The sequence below is a fragment of the Actinacidiphila polyblastidii genome (assembly GCF_036353415.1).
GTDB lineage: Bacteria > Actinomycetota > Actinomycetes > Streptomycetales > Streptomycetaceae > Actinacidiphila > Actinacidiphila polyblastidii.
Map to the genome: position 1 here is coordinate 197,429 of NZ_JAZEWV010000008.1, position 21,586 is coordinate 219,014.

Consider the following 21,586-nt stretch of genomic DNA (forward strand, 5'->3'; position numbering starts at 1 on the left):
TGCGGCGGGCGCTCCTCGCGCCTCGGTCAGCGCTGGCGGCCCGAGGTGACCCGGTAGACGTCGTAGACGCCCTCGACGCCGCGTACCGCCTTCAGGACGTGCCCGAGGTGCTTGGGGTCCCCCATCTCGAAGGTGAAGCGCGAGGTGGCGACCCGGTCGCGTGAGGTCTGCACGGCCGCGGACAGGATGTTGACGTGCTGGTCGGAGAGGACCCGGGTGACGTCGGAGAGCAGCCGGGCCCGGTCCAGCGCCTCGACCTGGATGGCGACCAGGAAGACCGAGGACTGGGTGGGCGCCCACTCGACATCGATGATCCGCTCGGGCTGCTGGGACAGCGAGTCCACGTTGACGCAGTCCGCGCGGTGCACCGAGACGCCGTTGCCGCGCGTGACGAAGCCGATGATCGGATCGCCGGGCACCGGGGTGCAGCAGCGGGAGAGCTTCACCCAGACGTCGCTGGTGCCCTTGACCACGACGCCCGGGTCGGCGTTGGCCCGCCGCTTGGTACGGCCCTGGGTGGGCGTGGTGATCTCGGCGATGTCCTCGGTGGCGCCCTCCTCGCCGCCGAGCGCGTCGACCAGCTTCTGCACCACGGACTGCGCGGTGATGTGGCCCTCGCCGATCGCCGCGTAGAGCGCGGAGATGTCGGGGTAGCGCATCTCGTGCGCGAGGGTCACCAGGGAGTCCCCGGTCAGCACCCGCTGGATGGGCAGGTTCTGCTTGCGCATCGCGCGGGCGATGGCCTCCTTGCCCTGCTCCACCGCCTCCTCACGGCGCTCCTTGGAGAACCAGGCGCGGATCTTGTTGCGGGCCCGGGGCGACTTGACGAAGCCCAGCCAGTCCTGGGAAGGCCCGGCGCCGGCCGCCTTGGAGGTGAAGACCTCGACGGTGTCGCCGTTGTCGAGGGTGGACTCCAGCGGCACCAGGCGGCCGTTGACCCGGGCGCCTATCGTGCGGTGCCCGACCTCGGTGTGCACCGCGTAGGCGAAGTCGACCGGGGTGGCGCCGGCCGGCAGCGCTATCACGTCGCCCTTGGGCGTGAAGACGAAGACCTCGCTCTGCGACAGGTCGAAGCGCAGGGACTCCAGGAACTCCCCCGGGTCCTCCGTCTCCTTCTGCCAGTCCAGCAGCTGGCGCAGCCAGGCCATGTCGTTGACCGCGTCGTCCTTCTTGTCGGAACGCGGGCTGTCGGTGCGCACCTTGGAGGCGCCGGCCACCGCCTCCTGCTTGTACTTCCAGTGCGCGGCGATGCCGTACTCGGCGCGGCGGTGCATGTCGAAGGTGCGGATCTGCAGCTCGACGGGCTTGCCGCTGGGACCGATCACCGTGGTGTGCAGCGACTGGTACATGTTGAACTTCGGCATCGCGATGTAGTCCTTGAACCGGCCGGGGACCGGATTCCACCGCGCGTGGATGGTGCCGAGCGCCGCGTAGCAGTCGCGGACGCTGTCGACGAGCACCCTGATGCCGACCAGGTCGTAGATCTCCGCGAAGTCCCGGCCGCGGACGATCATCTTCTGGTAGACGCTGTAGTAGTGCTTGGGGCGGCCGGTGACGGTCGCCTTGATCCGGGCCGCCCGCAGGTCCTGCTGGACCTGGTCGGTGACCACCGCGAGGTACTCGTCGCGCTTGGGGGCGCGCTCGGCGACCAGGCGGACGATCTCGTCGTACATCTTCGGGTAGAGGATCGCGAAAGCGAGGTCCTCCAGCTCCCACTTGATGGTGTTCATGCCCAGCCGGTGGGCCAGCGGGGCGTAGATCTCCAGGGTCTCGCGGGCCTTCTTCTCCTGCTTCTCGCGCTTGAGGTAGCGCATCGTGCGCATGTTGTGCAGCCGGTCGGCGAGCTTGATCACCAGCACCCGGGGGTCCTTGGCCATCGCCACGACCATCTTGCGCACCGTCTCGGCCTGCGCGGCCTCGCCGAACTTGACCTTGTCCAGCTTGGTGACGCCGTCCACCAGCAGGGCGACCTGGTCGCCGAAGTCGCGGCGCAGCTGTTCGAGGCCGTACTCGGTGTCCTCGACGGTGTCGTGCAGCAGCCCGGCCATCAGCGTGGCCGGGTCCATGCCCAGCTCGGCCAGGATGGTGGTGACGGCCAGCGGGTGCGTGATGTACGGGTCGCCGCTCTTGCGCTTCTGCCCGCGGTGCCAGCGCTCGGCGACCTGGTAGGCCCGCTCGATCTGCCGCAGCTGGGCGCTGTCGCCCTTCGGGTCGTTGCCCCGCACCACCCGCAGCAGCGGTTCGAGCACCGGGTTGTACGGGCTGGAGCGCTGCACGCCGAGGCGTGCCAGCCGGGCGCGCACCCGGCTGGAGGAGGCGCCCGGCCGGGTCGGCGCGACGCTGCCAGGGGTGCGCACCGGCCGGACCGCGGGCGAGGCCGGACGGTCCGCGGCCGCGGTGCTCTCGGTGGCGCCTGCGGCCGGGGCAGGCGCGGCCGCGTCCGTCCCGCCTGCGGCCGGTTCCGGCCTGCCTGCGGCGTCCAGTGGCTGGGCCTGGTCTGGCAAGTGCACTCCTCGCGCGGGGTGGAAGTCCCATGGTATCGACCCGCGGCAGGACACGGAGGTCCGGAGGGGCAAGGCGGCCCCGTACCGGGTGGTACGGGGCCGCCGGGGCGCCGGCGCCGGCGGGCGGTCCGCACGCGGACACCGGCGGCCGCGGGGCGCCTCAGACCGCGACGAGCGCCTCCAGCGGCGCGCCGTCCAGCACGGCGGACAGCCGCTCGCGGCCGCCGAGGAAGCCCAGCTCCAGCAGCACGGCCACGCCGACGACGGTCGCCCCGGCGCGGCGGATCAGGTCGAGCGAGGCCTCCGCGGTGCCGCCGGTGGCCAGCACGTCGTCGATCACCAGCACCCGGTCGTCCGGCGAGAAGGCGTCGGCGTGGATCTCGATCTCCGCGGTGCCGTACTCCAGCTGGTAGCTCTGGCCGAGGGTGTCGCCGGGCAGCTTGCCCGCCTTGCGGACCGGCACGAACCCCAGGTGGGCGCGGGCGGCGGCGGGCGCGGCCAGGATGAAGCCGCGCGCCTCCAGGCCGACCACCTTGGTCGCGGCGTGCCGGGTGCACAGCCGGGCGAGGGCGTCCACCAGGGCGTTGAAGGCGACGGGGTCGGCCAGCAGCGGGGTGATGTCCTTGAACGTCACGCCCGGCATCGGATAGTCCGGCACGTCCCGGATGCGCGAGACGAGCAGTGCGCGCAGCTCAGCGGAGACGGCTTCCGACGAGGTCATGGTGCTTCTTTCGGTACGGGTGCGGAGGTGCGGCACGGGTGTGCGCCGATGCCGCAACGGTAGGGCGGCGGGAACGGGAAAGCCCGCCGCCGCCCGGCACACAGGACCGGGCGGCGGCGGGCGCGTACTCAGCGGCGCTTGCCCGAGGGGCGGCCGCGGCCGCGGCTGCCCCGGTTGGGCTGGCTGCGCGGCGTGCGGCTGGAGCCGGCGCCCTGGGCGCGCGGGCCGACCACGCCGGCGCCGGCGGGCGCCGCGTCCTCGAGGTCGTCGTCGCCGTCCTCGGCGTCGACCGCCTCGCCCTCGTCGGCCGGCCGCGGGCCCTTCGCGACCTCGGCGGCACGCTTGGCCAGCACCCGCTTGCGCAGCGCCTTCATCTGCGGCTCACGCTCCTTGAACTCCGCGACCAGCGGGGTCGCGATGAAGATCGAGGAGTACGCACCGGCGGTGAGGCCGATGAACAGCGCCAGCGCGATGTCGTTGAGGACACCCGCGCCGAGGATGCCGCCGCCGATGAAGAGCAGTGCGGCGACCGGCAGCAGCGCGACGACCGTGGTGTTGATCGACCGCACCAGCGTGCTGTTGAGGCTGCGGTTGGCGATGTCGCTGTAGGTGAAGCGGCTCTGCTTGGTGATGTCCTTGCTGGCTTCCTTCAGACCGTCGAAGACGACGACGGTGTCGTAGAGGGAGTAACCGAGGATCGTCAGCAGACCGATCACCGTGCCCGGCGAGACCTCGAAGCCGACCAGCGCGTAGACGCCGGTGGTGATCGTGAGGTCGTGCAGCAGGGCGATCAGGGCGGCGACCGCCATCCGCCACTCGAAGGCGATGGCGAGGTAGATCACCACCAGGACCAGGAAGATGATCAGGCCTTCCAGGGCCTTGTTGGAGATCTGCTTGCCCCAGCTCGGGCCGATGATCTCGGCGTCGATCTGGTTGGGCTTGAGCCCCAGGTCGGCGGCGATCTTCGGCTGAAGCTGCTTGGACTCGTCGGTGGACAGGTCGGCGATCTGGATGCGCAGGCTGCCGTTGCCGAGCTTCTGCACGGTCGCGTCGTTGCCGCCGGTGTCGCCCTTGATCCGGGTCTGCGCGTCGGCCACCGAGATCGAGGTGTGCTTCGGGGTGTTGAAGACGGCGCCGCCGGAGAAGTCGATGCCCAGGTGGAGGCCGTTCACCACCAGGCCGACGACCGCGACGATCGTGACCAGGATCGAGAACCCGTACCAGATCCTGCGCTTGCCGACGAAGTCGTACGAGACCTCACCGCGGTGCAGCCGGTGCCCGAGTTCGCTGAGCTTCGACATCAGGCCTCCGTGGTCTCGTTGGTGATCGGGCGGCGGACGCTGCGCAGCGGGCCCTTGGTGCCGAGCGAGTCGGGGTTCAGGCCGGACCACTTGTGGCCCTTGGCGTAGAACGGCTTGCGGGCGAGGATCGTCATCAGCGGCTTGGTGAAGAGGAAGACCACCGCGACGTCGAGCAGGGTGGTCAGACCCAGCGTGAAGGCGAAGCCCTGGACCTTGCCGACGGTCACGATGTACAGCACCGCCGCGGCGAGGAACGACACGAAGTCGGACACCAGGATGGTGCGCCGGGCGCGCGGCCAGCCGCGGGCCACCGCGGGCTGCAGGGACCTGCCCTCGCGCAGCTCGTCCCTGATTCTCTCGAAGAAGACGATGAACGAGTCGGCGGTGATACCGATGGCGACGATGGCGCCGCAGACCGCCGGCAGGTTCAGCGCGAACCCGATCGCGGTGCCGAGCAGGCACATGATCGTGTAGGTCAGCGCGGCGGAGACCGCCAGCGACAGCACCGCGACGAAGCTCAGGCCGCGGTAGTACGCCAGCAGGTAGATCACCACGAGCGCGAGGCCGACGGCGCCGGCGATCATGCCGCCGCGCAGCTGCTCGCCGCCGAGGGAGGCGGAGACGGTGGTCTTGTCCAGGGTCTGGAAGCTCAGCGGCAGCGAGCCGTACTTCAGGGTGTTCGCCAGGTCCTCGGCGGAGCTCTGGGTGAAGCTGCCGGAGATCTGGGCGCTGCCGCCGGTCAGGGCGTAGGAGACCGAGGGAGCCGACACGACGGTGCCGTCCAGGTCGATGGCGAACTGGTTGTTCGGCGCGGTCGCCTTGGCGAGATCGCCGGTGACCTTGGTGAACTGGCTGGCGCCCTTGGAGTTGAAACCGAGGTTCACCACCCAGCCGTTGCCCTGCGTGTTGTCGAAGGCGGCGTTCGCGCTGTTGACGTTCTTGCCCGCGATCAGCGACGGGCCGAGGACGTACTTGATCGAGTTCTTCTTGCCCGGGTTCTCACAGCCGAGGACCTTGTCCGTGGACTTGGTGCCCTCGCTGATCTTCTGGGCCTGCTTGACGTCGCTGCAGTCGAGCTTGGCGAACGCGGCCTGCAGGTCCGCCGGGATGCTGGTGTCCGTGGTGGTCGGCGTCGTGCCGGTCGCCGGGGCGGAGGGCGTCGCGGTGGGCGTCGGCGTCGGCGCCTTGCCGGTGGTGCCCGTCAGGGCGTCGGTGACCGCGCGGCCCTGCTTGCTCGCCGTGGACGAGGGAGTCGTGGTCGGCGTGGCCGTGGAGCCCGCCTTCGGCGTCGCGCTGCCGGACGGGGTGGGCTTCGCCGACCCGGACGCCGAGGGGGTGGGGGTGGGCGTCGCGGGCGCCGGGGTGCCTGCGGCATACGTGAGCACCTGGCGGAAGTAGAGCAGGGCGGTGGTGCCGACCTGCTTCTCCGCCTCGTCGGCGTTCACACCCTTGGGGATGTTGACGATGATGTCGCGGCTGCCCTGGATCTGGGTCTCCGCCTCGGACACGCCCATGCCGTTGACGCGCTGGGAGATGATGTCCCTGGCGATGTTCATGTTGGTCTTGTTGACCGCGTTCTCCTGGCCGGTCGACTTCGCCTCCAGCGTGATGCTCACGCCGCCCGCGAGGTCGATGCCCAGTCGGGGCGTGGTCTGATGGGCGAGGAAGATCCCGCCGGTCAGCGCCACCAGGGCGATGAGGATCACGGCCAGAGCGCGCCCGGGGTATCCCTGGCTCCCCGAGGACCTGCGGCCCTTCTTGGCTGCTGCCACCTTCTTGTTTCTCCCTGTCCTACCGCCCCCGAGCCTGCGCGCTCGAAGGGTGGCCACGAGTGTTGTGAAGCCGGACCCTTACTTGGCGTCGCTGCCCTTGGTGACGTCGCCGGCCTGCACGGCGCCGGCGACGTGGTCGCCGTCCTGCGCCGGCGCCTCGTCGGACTTGCTCAGGGTCACCGGGGCCGCGCCGTCCTGCGCGACCTCCCGGTCGTCCCGGGCGTCCTCCGCGGCGGCGGCGTCGACGGCCCCGTCCGCGGCGTCGTCCTCGGCGTCCTCGGGCTCCTCCGGCTCGATGCCGTGCACGATCCGGTTGAACTCGTCCTCGCCCAGCACCGCCCCGATGGCGTTCTTGGCGAAGTGGACGTGCACGCCGTCCGTGAGCTCCAGGAGGACGGTCTCCTCGTTGACCTCCTTGACCACGGCGTACATGCCGCCGATGGTACGGACGCCCGTACCGGGCTCCATCTGGCTGCGCATCTGCGTGGCCTGGCGCTGTTTGTTCTTCGCCGAGCGGGTCATGAGGACCATGGCGCCGATCATGACGACGAAGATGAGGATCACGGGGTTCACGGTGAGGACGTTCCTTCGCACGGCCGGTGTGGGGGTCGGCCTGGGTTTCGGGATGTGTGTGCCGATCCAGAGGAAGGGCGCGTCGGCGGAGTCTAAGCGCTGGCTCGCCGTGGTAACAACGCCCAGCGTGGCACAGCAGTTCCTGAACGTGTGAGTCTAGCCGAGGTCAGGAACCGAAAAGACCGGTCTGTCCCGTTCCGGGCGCTCCCGTCCCCCCGCCCGCGCCGAACCCCTGGGGCTGCGGAGGCGTCTGCGGAGCCACGAGGCCGAGGTGGGCCCACGCCGCCGGGGTCGCCACCCGGCCCCTGGGCGTACGGGCCAGCAGCCCCTCGCGCACGAGGAAGGGCTCGGCGACCTCCTCGACGGTCTCCCGCTCCTCGCCGACCGCGACGGCGAGCGTGGACAGGCCGACCGGGCCGCCGCCGAAGAGCGTCAGCAGCGCCCGCAGCACAGCGAGGTCCAGCCGGTCGAGGCCGCGGCCGTCCACCTCGTAGACCTCCAGGGCCTGCGCGGCGATCTCCCGGGTGATCACGCCGTCCGCCCTGACCTGGGCGTAGTCCCGCACCCGGCGCAGCAGCCGGTTGGCGATCCTGGGGGTGCCGCGGGAGCGCCCGGCGATCTCCGCGGCGCCCTCGGCGGCCACCTCGACGTCCAGCAGCCCGGCCGAGCGGTGGATCACCCGCTCCAGCTCGGCGGGGGCGTAGAACTCCATGTGGGCGGTGAAGCCGAAGCGGTCGCGCAGCGGCGGCGGCAGCAGGCCGGCCCGGGTGGTGGCGCCGACCAGCGTGAACGGCGGCAGCTCCAGCGGGATGGCGGTGGCGCCCGGGCCCTTGCCGACGATCACGTCGACCCGGAAGTCCTCCATCGCCATGTAGAGCATCTCCTCGGCCGGCCGGGACATCCGGTGGATCTCGTCGAGGAAGAGCACCTCGCCCTCCTGGAGCGAGGACAGGATCGCGGCGAGATCGCCCGCGTGCTGGATGGCCGGACCCGAGGTGATCCGGATCGGAGCGCCCATCTCGGCCGCGATGATCATCGACAGGGTGGTCTTGCCGAGGCCGGGGGCGCCGGAGAGCAGCACGTGGTCGGCGGTGGCGCCGCGCTGCCGCGCCGCCCTGAGCACCAGGTCGAGCTGCTGGCGGACCCGCTCCTGCCCGATGAACTCGGTCAGGTCCTTGGGGCGCAGCGCCGCCTCGACCGCCTGGTCCTCGCGGTCGGCTGCGCCGCCGACCAGTCGCTCCGGCGTCTCGGCGGGGTCGTCCCAGTTCATCGAGGTCTCTCGGGTCGGATCGGCGGTGCGGACGGCGGCGGTACGGGGTCGGAAGCGGCGTCGGGGTACGGATGCGCGGGCGCGGTCATCTCGGGCGCGGTCAGCGGGTGCGGTTCAGGCTCTGCAGCGCGGCCCGCAGCAGCGCGCCGACATTCGGCTCCGCGGCCGCCTCCGCCTGCGGGGTGACGGCGGCCACCGCCTCGTCGGCCTCGCGCACGGCGTAGCCGAGGCCGAGCAGCGCGGCGTGCAGCTGGTCACGCCAGGAGGCGGAGACCGGGGCGCCGACGCCCTGGGCCGCGCCCGCGCCGAGCGGGGCGCCGAGCCGGTCCTTCAGCTCCAGCAGCAGCCGCTGGGCGCCCTTCTTCCCGATCCCGGGCACGGCGGTGAGCGCCTTCTCGTCGCCGCCGGCGACCGCGGCGCGCAGCGCGTCCGGGCTGTGCACGCCGAGCATCGTCTGGGCCAGCCGCGGCCCGACGCCGCTGACCGTCTGGAGCATCTCGAAGACCTGCCGCTCGTCGTCGTCGGCGAAGCCGTAGAGGGTCAGCGAGTCCTCCCGCACGACCAGGGAGGTGGCCAGCCGGGCGGGCTGGCCGACGCGCAGCGCCGCCAGGGTGCCCGGCGCGCACTGCACCGCCATGCCGACGCCGCCCACCTCGATGACCGCGGTGTCCGGGGCGAGTGCGGCGACCTGGCCGCTGACGAAGGCGATCACGGGGCGGGCTCCTGGGGGCGTACGGCCTTTTCGGCGCTGCGGGCTGCGGGCTGAACGGTCCTGGCGGGCTGAGCAGTCCTCGCGGCCCGGGCCGCGGCGACGGCCTGTTCGAGGCGGTCGGTGCCGCCGCCCCGCCAGATGTGGCAGATGGCCAGCGCGAGGGCGTCCGCGGCGTCGGCCGGCCTGGGCGGCGCGTCCAGCCGCAGCAGCCGGGTGACCATCGCGCCGACCTGCGCCTTGTCGGCGCGGCCGTTTCCGGTGACGGCGGCCTTGACCTCGCTGGGGGTGTGCAGGTGGACCGGCAGGCCGCGGCGGGCGGCGCACAGGATCGCGACGGCGCTGGCCTGGGCGGTGCCCATCACGGTGCGCACGTTGTGCTGGGCGAAGACGCGCTCGACGGCCACCGCCTGCGGGCGGTGCTCGTCCAGCCACGCTTCGAGGCCGCGCTCGATCAGCACCAGCCGCTCGCCGATCGGGGCGTCGGCGGAGGTGCGCACCACACCGACGCCGACCATCGCGAGCCGTCGACCGGGTGAGCCGTCGACCACGCCGACGCCGCACCGGGTCAGGCCCGGGTCCACACCCAGCACCCGCATGCCGCCCCCTCTCCCCGCCGCCGCAGGGCCTGTTCGCCGCCCGACGGCCTGTTCCCGCAGGCTATCGGTTCGCACTGACAAACGGCGGAGGGGCCGGCAGGGTGTGTCCCGCCGGCCCCTCCGGGGTCCCGATCGCCCGGTCAGGCGTCGACCTTCTCCATGACCTCGTCGGAGACGTCGAAGTTCGCGAAGACGTTCTGCACGTCGTCGCTGTCCTCCAGCGCGTCGATCAGCTTGAAGATCCTGCGCGCGCCGTCCTCGTCCAGCTCCACCTGCATGGTCGGCAGGAAGTTGGCGTCGGCGGAGTCGTAGTCGATACCGGCCTCCTGGAGCGCCTTGCGGACCGGCACCAGGTCGGTGGCCTCGCTGATCACCTCGTAGGACTCGCCGAGGTCGTTGACCTCCTCGGCGCCGGCGTCCAGGACCGCGCCGAGCACGTCGTCCTCGCCCAGCTCGCCCTTGGGGACGATCACCACGCCCTTGCGGTTGAACAGGTACGACACCGAGCCGGGGTCGGCCATCGAGCCGCCGTTGCGGGTCATGGCGACGCGCACGTCGGAGGCGGCCCGGTTCCGGTTGTCGGTGAGGCACTCGATGAGCACCGCGACGCCGTTCGGCCCGTAGCCCTCGTACATGATCGTCTGGTAGTCGGCGCCGCCGGCCTCCTGGCCGGAGCCGCGCTTGACCGCACTGTCGATGTTCTTGTTCGGCACCGAGCTCTTCTTGGCCTTCTGGATGGCGTCGAAGAGGGTCGGGTTGCCGTCCGGGTCGGCGCCGCCGGTACGGGCCGCCACCTCGATGTTCTTGATCAGCTTCGCGAAGAGCTTGCCGCGCTTGGCATCGATCACGGCCTTCTTGTGCTTCGTCGTAGCCCATTTAGAGTGGCCGGACATCCGACAGTCTCCTTCGCGTCACCAAATCACTGTTCTTCGTCGCGCCGTCGATCCTACCGGTGAAGCGTCAGCTGCCGGTGCGCACGGCGGCCACGAAGAGTTCGTGCACCCGGTGGTCGCCGGTCAGCTCGGGGTGGAAGGACGTCGCCAGCGCGTTGCCCTGGCGCACCGCGACGATGTGGCCGCCGTGCTCGGCGAGGACCTCGACGCCGGCGCCGACCGACTCCACCCAGGGCGCGCGGATGAAGACGCCCTCCACCGGGCCGCCCTGGACGCCGCGGACGTCCACCGACGCCTCGAAGGACTCGTTCTGCCGCCCGAAGGCGTTGCGGCGCACGATCATGTCGATGCCGCCGAAGGTCTCCTGGCCGGACCTGGGGTCCAGGATCTTGTCGGCGAGCATGATCAGGCCGGCGCAGCTGCCGTACACCGGCAGGCCGCCGCGGATCGCCTCGCGCAGCGGCTCCGTCAGCCCGAAGAGCGCGGCCAGTTTGGAGATGGTGGTGGACTCGCCGCCGGGTATGACCAGGCCGTCGACGGCCGCCAGTTCGGCGGGGCGCCGGACGGACACGGCCGCGGCGTCCGCCGCGGCCAGTGCCGTCAGGTGCTCCCGTACGTCACCCTGCAGCGCCAGGACGCCGATCGTGGGAGTGCTGCTCATCGGTGTCGTCCGCCGCCTTACCAGCCGCGGTTGGCGTAGCGCTCGGACTCGGGCAGCGTGTCGCAGTTGATGCCGACCATCGCCTCGCCGAGGTCGCGCGACGCGTCCGCGATCACCTTCGGGTCGTCGAAGAAGGTGGTGGCGCGGACGATGGCCGCGGCGCGCTTGGCCGGGTCGCCGGACTTGAAGATGCCCGAGCCGACGAACACGCCCTCCGCGCCGAGCTGGCGCATCAGCGCGGCGTCGGCCGGGGTGGCCACACCGCCGGCGGAGAACAGCACGACCGGCAGCCTGCCCAGCCCCGCGACCTCCTTGACCAGCTCGTACGGCGCGCGCAGCTCCTTGGCCGCGGCGTACAGCTCGTTGTTGTCCAGGCCGCGCAGCCGGGAGATCTCGTTCTTGATCTGGCGCAGGTGGCGGACCGCCTCCACGACGTTGCCGGTGCCGGCCTCGCCCTTGGAGCGGATCATCGCCGCGCCCTCGGCGATCCGGCGCAGGGCCTCTCCGAGGTTGGTGGCGCCGCAGACGAACGGCGTGGTGAACGCCCACTTGTCGGAGTGGTTGACCTCGTCGGCCGGGGTGAGCACCTCGGACTCGTCGATGTAGTCGACGCCGAGCGCCTGCAGGACCTGCGCCTCGACGAAGTGGCCGATCCGGGACTTGGCCATCACCGGGATCGACACGGCGCCGATGATGCCGTCGATCATGTCGGGGTCGGACATGCGGGCCACACCGCCGTCCTTGCGGATGTCGGCGGGCACCCGCTCCAGCGCCATGACCGCGACGGCGCCCGCGTCCTCGGCGATCTTCGCCTGCTCGGGGGTGACGACGTCCATGATCACGCCGCCCTTGAGCTGCTCGGCCATCCCGCGCTTGACGCGCGCGGTGCCGGTTTCGGCGGTGGTGGCGGTGGACGGTGTGGTGGACACGGTGACCTCACTCCTGACGGAACGTGGTGAGCGGCGGGGACCGTGGTTGTGTCACGGTCTGTGCCTATGTTGCGGCGGCGCGCGGGTGGCGGAAAAGGGCCAATTTCGCGGAGGTGGCCTTTCGCCGCGGGCGCGCGCTGCTGGTGCCGGCCTCGGCCGGTGGGTCCGGGTCCGGGTCCGGGCCTGGACCGGGCCTCGTCCGGGCCTCGTCCGGGCCTGGACCGGTGGTGGAGGTTTCTGCCGGTGGGCCGGGTCGGTGCCGGTCCGGGAGCGACTCCTCGGACTGCGAACGTACCCGATTCGTTCCCGGCTCTCCGCCGGTGGTGCGTTCGCAGTCCTGCGGGGACACTCCCTCCCCGTCCCCTCCGGTCGGACCCGGGTGCACGCGTACCGGCGGGCCGGGGGCGGGGGTGTCCTCGCGGGACTGCCAACGCGGCACCGGGCGGAGAGCCGAAGGCGAAAGGTGCACGTTCGCAGTCCGAGGAGACCTCCCGGACCGGCGCCACCGGCAGGGGCACCGGCAGGGGCACCCCGCGCGCCGCCCCCGAGGGGGGCTCAGCGGATGAGGGAGGCGCCGCCCTCGTTGGTGAGGTGGGCGGGGGGCTCGTCGTCCATCTCGAAGGCGAGCGGGAAGGGGGCGTGCCCGGCGAGGCGGAGCCAGCGGACGACGCGGTGGTCGCGCACCGCGCGCGCAGCGCGCACCGCGTCGTTGTGGAAGCGGCGCGCCATCGGCACGCGCCGTACGGACTGGGTGAGTTCGCCGATCGCGGCGGTGCCGCCGGGGGCCTCGCCGACCGCGGCGACGGTCTCGGAGTCGGCGAGGACCGCACGCAGCGCCTGGCTCAACTCGCTCTCGGCGACCTCGCGTTGGTCGTCCTCGGCCTGCCGGGCGGCGTGCGCCGCCTCGTAGAGCACGATGGAGGCGGCCGGGTCGAGGACGCCCGCGGTGGCCAGCTCCTGGGCGACCGAGGCGCGGCGCAGGAGTTGCGCGTCCAGGGCGGCGCGGGCGGCGTCGATTCTGGCGTGCAGCCGGTCGAGGCGGCCGGCCGTCCAGCTGAGGTAGAGGCCCACGGCCACGATGGCCACCGCGATCCAGATGATGGTCGTCACGGGAGGTCACCCTACGCGGAGCGCGGTCAGAGCGGCGGAGTGGTGTCGCGGGTCAGCCCGAAGCGGGTGCGCAGCGAGGGGCGGTCGTCGGCGGCGACGGAGGCGGCGCCGTCCGCGACGGTCTCGTAGACCGCGAGGATGTCGCTGCCGACGACCGACCAGTCGAAGCGGCGGACGTGGGCGCTGCCGCGGGCGCGCAGTTCGGCCCGGCGGCCGGGGTCGCCGAGCAGCCGCACCGCGGCGTCGGCGAGCGCGTCGGCGTCCTCGTTGGCGAACAGCTCGCCGGCCCGGCCCTGGTCGAGGACCTGGGCGAAGGCGTCGAGGTCGCTGGCGAGCACCGGCGCGCCCGCGGACATCGCCTCGACGAGGATGATGCCGAAGGACTCGCCGCCGGTGTTCGGCGCCACATAGACGTCGACGCTGCGCAGCAGCCGCGCCTTGTCCTCGTCGGTGACCATGCCGAGGAACTCCACCTGGTCGCGCATCTCGCGCGGCAGCGACTCCACGGCCTCGTCGGCGTCGCCGCGGCCGGCCACCAGCAGCCGGGTGCCGGGCCGCCGGGCGAGGATGCCGGGCAGCGCCCGCATCAGCACCGGCAGGCCCTTGCGCGGCTCGTCGATCCGCCCGATGAAGCCGATGGTGCTGCCCTGCCACTCCTCGCGGGGCTCGGCCCGTTCGAAGAAGCCGACGTCGACGCCGTTGGGGATGACCACCGCGTCGCCGCCGAGGTGCTCGACCAGGGTGCGCCGGGCGTACTCGCTGACCGCGATCCGCGCCCTGATCTTCTCCAGCGCGGGCTGCAGGATCGGGTAGGCCGCGATCATCGCGCGCGAGCGCGGGTTGGAGGTGTGGAAGGTCGCCACGATCGGTCCCTGGGCGGCCCAGCACGACAGCAGCCCGAGCGAGGGCGAGGCGGGCTCGTGGATGTGGATGACGTCGAAGTGGCCGTCGTGCAGCCAGCGCCGCACCCGCGCGGCGGACAGGAAGCCGAAGTTGAGCCGGGCCACCGAGCCGTTGTAGGGCACGGGCACCGCCCGTCCGGCGGAGACCACGTACGGCGGCAGCGGCGTCTCGTCGTCGGCGGGGGCGAGCACGGACACCTCGTGGCCGAGTGCGACGAGGTGCTCGGCGAGGTCGCGGATGTGGAACTGGACGCCGCCGGGGACGTCCCAGGAGTACGGGCAGACGATCCCGATCCTCACGCGTTCTCCGTTCCGGCGCTCTCGGCGACCGGTGGCAGCGGGCGGGGCGGCAGGTCGGCGAGCCAGAGTCGCTGGAGCATGTGCCAGTCCTGCGGGTGCTCGGCGATCCCCGAGGCGTACGCGTCGGCGAGCGCCTGCGTCATGACCGAGGTGCGGGAGGCGCGGTCGCCGTCGGCGGGCACCGGGACCGGCGGGTGCACGCGGCCCCGCATGACGGGCGACTCGTCGTACCAGAGGGTGACCGGCAGCAGCAGGGCGCCGGTCTGCTGGGCGAGCATCGCCGGTCCTGCGGGCATCCGCGTCCTCTCGCCGAAGAACTCGACCTCGACGCCGCTCGCGGACAGGTCGCGGTCGGCGACCAGGCAGACCAGGCCGCCGGCCCGCAGCCGCCTGGCCAGGGTGCCGAAGGCGGCGCCGCCGGTGTGCGGCAGCACCTCCATGCCCAGGCCCTCGCGGTAGGCGACGAAGCGGTCGTAGAGCGTCTCGGGGTCGAGCCGCTCCGCGACCGTGGTGAACGGGGTCTCCAGCTTGGTGGTGACCCAGGCGCCGGCCAGGTCGTAGTTGCCCATGTGCGGCAGCGCGAGGATGACGCCGGCGCCCGCGGCGAGACCGCCGGTGAGGTAGTGGACGTCGACCGGGTCGAAGCCGCCGCGGATGCGGTCCCTGCTCCAGGCCGGGAGGCGGAAGGACTCCATCCAGTAGCGCAGGTAGGAGCGCATGCCGGCCTTCGACAGCTCGCGCAGCCGCTCCTCGTCCGCGTCCGGCACGACCCGCCGGAGGTTGGCCTCCAGCCGCCGCACGCCCTTGCCGCGCTGCCGCCAGGCGGCGTCGGCGATGGTGCGGCCCAGCGCCCGCGCGGCGGGTTCCGGCAGCGTCTTGACCGCGCTCCAGCCCAGCCCGTACAGCCCGTCGGTCAGGCGCTCCTTCACGCGCCGCTCCCCTGGCCGGCCTGTTCGAGCGCGGCGGCGTCGGCCTCCGCGGACTCCCGGCGGACCGTGACCACCCGCTGGATCAGCGTGATCAGGCTGCCCACGGCGACCACCCACAGGGCGATCGGCAGCAGCCACTGGATGCCGGGCACGCCGAAGGTGCGGTGGAAGCCGGCCAGGCCGCACAGCACCAGCGTGATGACGAGCCGCTCGGAGCGCTCCACCAGGCCGTTGACGTTCACCGGCAGGCCGATCGCCTCGCCGCGGGCCTTGGTGTACGACACCACCTGGCCGCTGGCCAGGCAGAAGATCGTCACCGCGCAGAGCGTGAGGTCGTCGCCTGAGCCCGCGTACCACATGGCGAGGCCGCCGAAGAGGGCACCGTCGGCGACCCGGTCCAAGGTGGAGTCCAGGAAGGCGCCCCAGCGGCTGGAGCGGCCCATCTGCCGGGCCATGTTGCCGTCGACCAGGTCGGAGAAGACGAAGCAGGTGATGACCACGGTCCCCCAGAAGAACTGCCCCCTGGGGTAGAAGACCAGGGCGCCGGCGACGACGCCGGCGGTGCCGATCAGGGTCACCGCATCGGGCGAGACGCCCCTGCGCAGGAGAAATGCGGCGAACGGCGTGAGAACACGCGTGAAGAACGCACGCGCGTACTTGTTCAGCATGGCCTTCCCGACGGGTCGGTTCGGATCGGAGTCGACGGCCGGGCGGCCACCGGATGGCCCATCGTAGCCAGCCGTGCGGCGCCGGACGCGTGTGGCACCTCCCGGCGGCGCCCGGCACCCGTACGGAGTCCTCGCGAGCCGCCGTGAGCAGGGCGGTGCGGACCACACGGGAGCGGACCACATATGGACGGACCGTGAAGGCCGTGGGAAGGTCGAATGACCGAGGGCGTCGTCGAGGCCGCCCCGAGTTCTCCGCGGTCCCCTGACGCTCCCAGTGCGCGCCCGCCTCGCGGGCGCGGTCCCCCATGCGGTGACGACCGGGAGGCGAGACGACATGGGTGGTGCGTCGGACAGGCGGGAAGGACAGCCAGAGGCCGCCGGAGGGGCGCCGGCGGCCGGCCGCCCCGAGAACGTGCGCAACGTGGTGCTGGTCGGCCACAGCGGATCAGGCAAGACGACCCTGGTGGAGGCGCTCGCGCTGGCCACCGGTGCGGTGAACCGGGCGGGCCGGGTCGAGGACGGCGGCTCGGTCTCCGACCACGACGAGATCGAGCAGCGGCAGCAGCGCTCGGTGCAGCTGTCGCTGGTGCCCGTCGAATGGGACGGCATCAAGATCAACCTGCTGGACACCCCCGGCTACGCGGACTTCGTCGGGGAGCTGAGGGCCGGTCTGCGGGCTGCGGACGCGGCCCTCTTCGTCGTCTCCGCGGCGCAGGACGGCGAGGGCATCGGCGGCGCCACCCGGCTGGTGTGGGAGGAGTGCGCGGCGGTCGGGATGCCCCGGGCGGTGGTGGTCACCCACCTGGAGTCGGCGCGGGCCGGCTTCGAGGAGACGGCCGCGCGGTGCGCGGCTGAGCTGGGGGGCGACGACCCCGACGCGGTGCTGCCGCTCTACCTGCCGGTGCACGGCCCACGGGCCCCGGACGGCCACGCGCCGGTGACCGGGCTGGCCGGGCTGCTCTCCCAGCGGGTCCACGACTACTCCTCGGGCGAGCGCGCCGAGGCCGAGCCGGGCCCCGAGCTGGCGCCGGCGCTGGCGCGGGCCCGCAACCGGCTGATCGAGGGGATCATCGCCGAGAGCGAGGACGAGACCCTGATGGACCGCTACCTCGGCGGCGCGGAGATCGACCTGGGGACGCTGGTCACCGACCTGGAGCGGGCGGTGGCCCGCGGCACCTTCCATCCGGTGCTGGCCGCCGCGCCCGCCGCCGAGGGCGCCCGGCACGGCCTCGGCACCCTGGAGCTGCTGGAGCTGATCACCGGCGGCTTCCCGACCCCGCTGGAGCGCGGCGCCCCGCCGGTGACGTCGCCGGACGGCGACCCGCTGCCCCCGCTGAGCTGCGATCCGCGGGGGCCGCTGGCCGCCGAGGTGGTCAAGACGTCCTCCGACCCGTACGTGGGGCGGATCAGCCTGGTGCGGGTGTTCTCCGGCACGCTGCGGCCCGACGAGACGGTGCACGTGTCGGGGCACGGCATGGAGGACCGCGGGCACGAGGACCACGACGTCGACGAGCGGGTCGGCGCGCTGTCCTCGCCGTTCGGCAGGCAGCAGCGGCCGGTGCCCGCGGCGAGCGCCGGCGACCTGGTCTGCGTCGCCAGGCTGACCCGGGCGGAGACCGGCGACACCCTCTCCGGCAAGGAGCGGCCGCTGCTGATGGAGCCGTGGCGGATGCCCGACCCGCTGCTGCCGGTGGCGATCGAGGCGCACGGCAAGGCCGACGAGGACAAGCTGTCGCTGGGCCTGTCGCGGCTGGTCGCCGAGGACCCGACGATGCGCCTGGAGCAGAACCCCGACACCCGCCAGGTGGTCCTGTGGTGCCTGGGCGAGGCGCACGCCGACGTGGCGCTGGAGCGGCTGCGCAGCCGCTACGGGGTGCAGGTCGACGCGGTGCCGCACCGGGTCGCGCTGCGCGAGACCTTCGGCGAGAGCGCGACCGCGCGCGGCCGGCACGTCAAGCAGTCGGGTGGGCACGGGCAGTTCGCGATCTGCGACATCGAGGTGGAGCCGCTGCCGGTGGGCTCCGGCATCGAGTTCGTGGACAGGGTCGTCGGCGGCGCGGTGCCCCGGCAGTTCATCCCGTCGGTGGAGAAGGGCGTACGCGCCCAGGCCGCGCGCGGCGTGGGGCTCGGCTACCCGGTGGTGGACATCCGCGTCACGCTCTCCGACGGCAAGGCGCACTCGGTGGACTCCTCCGACGCGGCGTTCCAGACCGCCGGCGCGCTGGCGCTGCGGGAGGCCGCCTCGGGCTGCCGCATCCACCTGCTGGAGCCGGTCTCCGAGGTCGGCGTGCTGGTCCCCGACGCGTACGTGGGGCCGGTGATGAGCGACCTGTCGGCGCGGCGCGGCCGGGTGCTGGGCACCGAACCGGCCGGTCCCGGGCGCTCGTTGGTCCGCGCCGAGGTGCCGGAGATCGAGATCGGCCGGTACGCGGTGGACCTGCGGTCGCTGGCGCACGGCACCGGCCGCTTCCACCGGCACTACGCCCGGCACGAGCCGATGCCGGCCGCGCTCGCCGCGAAGCTGCGCGAGCAGGAGGAGTACGCGGCCCGCTGAGCGGCCGCGGCGGGCGGAGCCGGCCGCCCGAATCCGCCAACCAGGCATATGACAAAGGCCAATCGGCGGCACGCGGCCCCCGCGCGGGCCGCCGCGCGGCTAATCTGGTGGCTGCTCCGAACGTGTGATGTGCCCGGGTGCGGGGAATGGGCCGTTACGCACCCATCGGAGCCGGTGAGGTGGCGGGCGCGACGGCCGACTGGGGGCTGCGGTGACGGACGGGTTCGACTTCAGGCCCGGGGCGCAGATCCCGCTCACGGGCGCCGACGGCGAGACGGGCGCCACGCAGGCGCTGGCCTCCGCGGCGTACCGCGACAGCGAGCTGACCGCGCTGGTGGGCGTCAACGACGCGGCGAAGGTGACCGCCCCGCGGCTGTCGCTGTTCCGCCCGAACCTGGGCGAGGCGTTCTCCCGCTCGGTGCAGGTGCGCATGCTGGGCGCCGCCCGCAAGGAGCTGGTGCAGTCCTTCGGGGTCGAGCCGCAGACGGTCGTCGAGCACTGCCTGGCGGCTAACCGGCTGCGCCAGGAGCGCGACGCGCGGCTCACCGGGCTGATGGCCGGCTTCGGGCTGCTGTTCCTGCCCGGGGTGCTGGTGTGGCTCGGCGCGTTCCAGCTGCGCTCGTCGCTGGCCACCCTGAAGAGCCGCGGCAACAAGGCGGGCGGGCTGGGCGCGATCGTGCTCGCTGTCGCCGTCGCCTTCACCGTGCTGCTCGCCGTCCGGCCGCCGTTCCACGGCTTCTGGAGCCTGTACTTCAGGGTTCTGATGATCGCTCCGATCATCGGCTGGTACTGGGCGAAGCGGATCTGCGAGGCCAGCGCCAAGGACCTGCGGGCCCGCTGGGCCGGCCTGGTGGCCGGCACCGGGGTCGGCGCCAAGATCCCCGAGGCGGTGCCGCGCAACCCCAACGAGACCCGCGCCGAGAACCTCCGCAAGAGCCTGGTCAAGCTGTCCGCGGAGCAGAACAGCAACGTCGTCTTCTACGCGGGCCCGCGCGGGATACTGGGCATGGGCAGCCGCTGGGGCAGCTGGCACATGGCCGAGGAGCTGACGCCGCGCGAGGGCCTCGCCGAGATCAACCCGTTCCGCAGCTGGGACGTGGTCCGGGCGATCCACGACAAGCTGCGGATGATCGAGCGCGGACCGCTGCACACCGGCGGGTTCCCGAAGCCGTCGATACGGCACTGGGTGGTGGTGCCGACCGGCGAGGGCGTCTCGAAGATCGTCCGGCCGACCGGTCCCGAGGTCGAGACGTACTCCGTCAAGGACTTCGAGATCCAGCGGATGTGCAACGACCAGCAGTTCGGCAAGGGCAACCGGCACTACCTGGGCATCCAGTTCGTGCTGTGGGACGGCAACCTGGTCATCACGCTGATGGTGACGGTGACCGTGCTGGCGCAGACGCTGCGCGTCGAGGTGACCGGGCACGCGCTCGGCCCGGTGGACGGCCTGTTCACCACCGCGCCGGCGGCCAAGGAGAAGACCGTCTCCAAGCCGGTGAGGTTCTGGGAGACCAAGACCGTCTCGCTGCCGCTGATCGACACCAACGAGGTGGTGCGGCTGGCCGCCCGCGCGCCGCTGACCTGGTTCCCGCCGGTGCTGGACTACCTGGGCGGCTCGCTCAAGCTCCCCGAGCCGTTCGGGCTGCGCCACACCTGGGCGGACAAGCCGTGGAAGCACCGCTTCATGGCGGACGACGCGCTGCGCGCCGCGACCCCGGTGCTGCGCGCCGTGCACGCCGCCGCCATCCAGGTCATGCGGGAGAACGGCGTCGACGTCTCGCACTTCACCAACCGCTCGCTCGTGCTGAGCGGCCTGGTGCAGGGCGTGGAGCCCAGGAAGGCCGACGCCTACGACGCGTAGCGCCGCGGCCGGGCGTGCGCGTCACCCCGTCCAGGCGTCGGCGAGCATCTTGCGGGTGTCGGCGAGGAGTTGCGGCAGCACCTTGGTGTGGCCGACGACCGGCATGAAGTTCATGTCGCCGCCCCAGCGCGGCACCACGTGCTGGTGCAGGTGCGCGGCGATGCCGGCGCCGGCCACGTCGCCCTGGTTCATGCCGATGTTGAAGCCCTGGGCGCCGGACGCGGCGCGCAGCGCGGTCATCGCCTGCTGGGTGAGCGCGGCCAGCTCCACCGTCTCCGCCTGGTCCAGCTCGGTGTAGTCGGCGACGTGCCGGTACGGCACCACCATCAGGTGCCCGCTGTTGTACGGGTAGAGGTTGAGCACCGCGTACACGTGCTCGCCGCGCCGCACGATCAGCGCGTCCTCGTCGTGCTGCGAGGGCAGCGAGCAGAAGGGGCACCCGTCCCCGGCGCCGGGGCCGGTGGGCTTGTTCTCCCCCTGGATGTACGCCATGCGGTGCGGTGTCCACAGCCGCTGGAAAGCGTCCGGCACCCCCGCCCCGATCTGCTGCTCCGGCTCACTCGTCATGACGATCAGCATATGGCCAAGCCCCCGCCCCGCGTGTCGCCGGGCCCGGCCCCGGGGGGCGCCCGCGATCCTGGCCCGATGGACGCCGACAACCGCCTGATCGAGTGGGAGAACCGCAGCGAGGCCCCCCTGTTCGTCGCGTCGCTGGCGTTCCTCGGGGCCTACGCCGTCCACGTCCTGTGGACGTCCCTGCCGTCGTGGGCGCACGCGCTGCTGCTGGCGGTCATCGCCTTCACCTGGGCGCTCTTCGTCGCGGACTACCTGGTGCGCTGGCGGATCAGCGGGGCCCGCTTCGGCGCGGGGTACGTCCGCCGCCACCTGCTGGACACGATCGCGACCCTGCTGCCGCTGCTGCGCCCGCTGCGGGTGGTCCGCCTCTACGAGGTGGTGCAGCGCCGCAACGACCAGCCGCGGCTGAACCTGTACGCGCGGGTGATCGCCTACGGCAGCATGACCGCGCTGCTGCTCGGGTTCGCGGGCTCGCTCGCGGTCTACCAGCAGGAGCGGAACGCGCCGGGGGCGACCATCCGCACCTTCGGCGACGCGGTGTGGTGGGCGTGCTCCACGCTCACCACCGTCGGCTACGGCGACGTCACGCCGGTGACCGCGGGCGGCCGCACCATCGCCGCGTTCCTGATGTTCCTCGGCCTGGCGCTGCTCGGGGCGGTCACCGGTTCCTTCTCCTCCTGGCTGATCCAGACCTTCACCCGGGAGGACGAGAAGGACCAGTTCCGGCCCCCGGGCGGGCGCCCCGGGGCCTGAA

The 21,586-nt window shown here is 72.6% G+C and carries 19 protein-coding genes; 3 read left to right on the top strand and 16 right to left on the bottom strand.

What is annotated here, in order from left to right; genetic code table 11:
* Nucleotides 1–26: 26 nt before the first annotated feature.
* The 15 genes from V2S66_RS13155 to pgsA form a co-directional block, all read right to left on the bottom strand.
* Nucleotides 27–2,504, bottom strand: a complete 2,478-nt coding sequence (locus V2S66_RS13155) for a RelA/SpoT family protein (RefSeq protein WP_330794853.1) — start codon at nt 2,502–2,504, stop codon at nt 27–29.
* Between the two features lie 160 nt (nt 2,505–2,664).
* Nucleotides 2,665–3,225 (bottom strand): adenine phosphoribosyltransferase, encoded by a 561-nt coding sequence (locus V2S66_RS13160; RefSeq protein WP_330794854.1) that lies wholly within the window; start codon nt 3,223–3,225, stop codon nt 2,665–2,667.
* Nucleotides 3,226–3,353: 128 nt separating this feature from the next.
* Nucleotides 3,354–4,526, bottom strand: coding sequence for a protein translocase subunit SecF (gene secF / locus V2S66_RS13165; protein WP_330794855.1), 1,173 nt, complete (start codon nt 4,524–4,526; stop codon nt 3,354–3,356).
* The gene (gene secD / locus V2S66_RS13170) at nt 4,526–6,298 is read right to left on the bottom strand and encodes a protein translocase subunit SecD (RefSeq protein WP_330794856.1); all 1,773 of its coding nucleotides are present in this window, start codon (nt 6,296–6,298) and stop codon (nt 4,526–4,528) included. The genes secF and secD overlap by 1 nt, the downstream gene beginning before the upstream one ends.
* Nucleotides 6,299–6,376: 78 nt before the next feature.
* Nucleotides 6,377–6,871 (bottom strand): preprotein translocase subunit YajC, encoded by a 495-nt coding sequence (yajC, locus tag V2S66_RS13175; protein WP_330794857.1) that lies wholly within the window; start codon nt 6,869–6,871, stop codon nt 6,377–6,379.
* 166 nt (nt 6,872–7,037) lie between these two features.
* Nucleotides 7,038–8,141 carry a Holliday junction branch migration DNA helicase RuvB gene (ruvB, locus tag V2S66_RS13180; protein ID WP_330794858.1) on the bottom strand — a complete coding sequence of 368 codons (1,104 nt, stop codon included), beginning with the start codon at nt 8,139–8,141 and terminating at the stop codon, nt 7,038–7,040.
* A 100-nt stretch (nt 8,142–8,241) separates the two neighbouring features.
* Complete coding sequence (gene ruvA / locus V2S66_RS13185; RefSeq protein ID WP_330794859.1) at nt 8,242–8,853, bottom strand: Holliday junction branch migration protein RuvA; 612 nt, start codon at nt 8,851–8,853, stop codon at nt 8,242–8,244.
* Nucleotides 8,850–9,449, bottom strand: a complete 600-nt coding sequence (ruvC, locus tag V2S66_RS13190; RefSeq protein WP_330794860.1) for a crossover junction endodeoxyribonuclease RuvC — start codon at nt 9,447–9,449, stop codon at nt 8,850–8,852. Before ruvC ends, ruvA begins: the two co-directional genes overlap by 4 nt.
* Before the next feature lie 140 nt (nt 9,450–9,589).
* The gene (locus tag V2S66_RS13195; RefSeq protein WP_330794861.1) at nt 9,590–10,342 is read right to left on the bottom strand and encodes a YebC/PmpR family DNA-binding transcriptional regulator; all 753 of its coding nucleotides are present in this window, start codon (nt 10,340–10,342) and stop codon (nt 9,590–9,592) included.
* A 67-nt stretch (nt 10,343–10,409) separates the two neighbouring features.
* Nucleotides 10,410–11,003: a pyridoxal 5'-phosphate synthase glutaminase subunit PdxT gene (pdxT, locus tag V2S66_RS13200; RefSeq protein WP_330794863.1), complete on the bottom strand. Its 594-nt coding sequence runs from the start codon at nt 11,001–11,003 to the stop codon at nt 10,410–10,412.
* Nucleotides 11,004–11,020: 17 nt separating this feature from the next.
* Nucleotides 11,021–11,932, bottom strand: coding sequence for a pyridoxal 5'-phosphate synthase lyase subunit PdxS (gene pdxS, locus V2S66_RS13205; protein WP_330794864.1), 912 nt, complete (start codon nt 11,930–11,932; stop codon nt 11,021–11,023).
* 555 nt (nt 11,933–12,487) lie between these two features.
* A complete protein-coding gene (locus V2S66_RS13210) occupies nt 12,488–13,042 on the bottom strand; it encodes a LemA family protein (protein WP_330794865.1) in 555 nt (184 codons plus the stop codon).
* Between the two features lie 26 nt (nt 13,043–13,068).
* Nucleotides 13,069–14,244, bottom strand: coding sequence for a glycosyltransferase family 4 protein (locus V2S66_RS13215; RefSeq protein ID WP_330794866.1), 1,176 nt, complete (start codon nt 14,242–14,244; stop codon nt 13,069–13,071).
* A complete protein-coding gene (locus tag V2S66_RS13220; RefSeq protein ID WP_330794867.1) occupies nt 14,241–15,173 on the bottom strand; it encodes a phosphatidylinositol mannoside acyltransferase in 933 nt (310 codons plus the stop codon). Before V2S66_RS13220 ends, V2S66_RS13215 begins: the two co-directional genes overlap by 4 nt.
* On the bottom strand, nt 15,170–15,841 hold the full coding sequence (pgsA, locus tag V2S66_RS13225) for a phosphatidylinositol phosphate synthase (RefSeq protein ID WP_330794869.1): 672 nt from the start codon (nt 15,839–15,841) through the stop codon (nt 15,170–15,172). Before pgsA ends, V2S66_RS13220 begins: the two co-directional genes overlap by 4 nt.
* A 334-nt stretch (nt 15,842–16,175) precedes the next feature.
* Between pgsA and V2S66_RS13230 the strand changes: the two genes are divergently transcribed.
* Nucleotides 16,176–18,395 (top strand): elongation factor G-like protein EF-G2, encoded by a 2,220-nt coding sequence (locus V2S66_RS13230; protein WP_330794870.1) that lies wholly within the window; start codon nt 16,176–16,178, stop codon nt 18,393–18,395.
* 211 nt (nt 18,396–18,606) lie between these two features.
* Nucleotides 18,607–20,256 carry a hypothetical protein gene (locus V2S66_RS13235; protein WP_330794871.1) on the top strand — a complete coding sequence of 550 codons (1,650 nt, stop codon included), beginning with the start codon at nt 18,607–18,609 and terminating at the stop codon, nt 20,254–20,256.
* Nucleotides 20,257–20,277: 21 nt separating this feature from the next.
* Here V2S66_RS13235 and V2S66_RS13240 read toward each other — a convergent pair whose 3' ends face one another.
* Entirely contained in the window at nt 20,278–20,835 is a 558-nt protein-coding gene (locus V2S66_RS13240; RefSeq protein ID WP_330794872.1) for an HIT family protein, read from the bottom strand.
* Between the two features lie 66 nt (nt 20,836–20,901).
* Here V2S66_RS13240 and V2S66_RS13245 point away from each other — a divergent pair, with 66 nt between their 5' ends.
* Nucleotides 20,902–21,585: a potassium channel family protein gene (locus V2S66_RS13245; protein ID WP_330794873.1), complete on the top strand. Its 684-nt coding sequence runs from the start codon at nt 20,902–20,904 to the stop codon at nt 21,583–21,585.
* The last annotated feature ends 1 nt before the right edge of the window (nt 21,586 follow it).

What these genes read in the sequence shown, in the direction of transcription:
- V2S66_RS13160 (WP_330794854.1), bottom strand. Translation starts at nt 3,225, where the DNA reads ATGACCTCGTCGGAAGCCGTCTCCGCTGAGCTGCGCGCACTGCTCGTC.
- secF (WP_330794855.1), bottom strand. Translation starts at nt 4,526, where the DNA reads ATGTCGAAGCTCAGCGAACTCGGGCACCGGCTGCACCGCGGTGAGGTC.
- ruvB (WP_330794858.1), bottom strand. Translation starts at nt 8,141, where the DNA reads ATGAACTGGGACGACCCCGCCGAGACGCCGGAGCGACTGGTCGGCGGC.
- ruvC (WP_330794860.1), bottom strand. Translation starts at nt 9,449, where the DNA reads ATGCGGGTGCTGGGTGTGGACCCGGGCCTGACCCGGTGCGGCGTCGGC.
- V2S66_RS13195 (WP_330794861.1), bottom strand. Translation starts at nt 10,342, where the DNA reads ATGTCCGGCCACTCTAAATGGGCTACGACGAAGCACAAGAAGGCCGTG.
- pdxT (WP_330794863.1), bottom strand. Translation starts at nt 11,003, where the DNA reads ATGAGCAGCACTCCCACGATCGGCGTCCTGGCGCTGCAGGGTGACGTA.
- pgsA (WP_330794869.1), bottom strand. Translation starts at nt 15,841, where the DNA reads ATGCTGAACAAGTACGCGCGTGCGTTCTTCACGCGTGTTCTCACGCCG.
- V2S66_RS13230 (WP_330794870.1), top strand. Translation starts at nt 16,176, where the DNA reads ATGGGTGGTGCGTCGGACAGGCGGGAAGGACAGCCAGAGGCCGCCGGA.
- V2S66_RS13240 (WP_330794872.1), bottom strand. Translation starts at nt 20,835, where the DNA reads ATGCTGATCGTCATGACGAGTGAGCCGGAGCAGCAGATCGGGGCGGGG.
- V2S66_RS13245 (WP_330794873.1), top strand. Translation starts at nt 20,902, where the DNA reads ATGGACGCCGACAACCGCCTGATCGAGTGGGAGAACCGCAGCGAGGCC.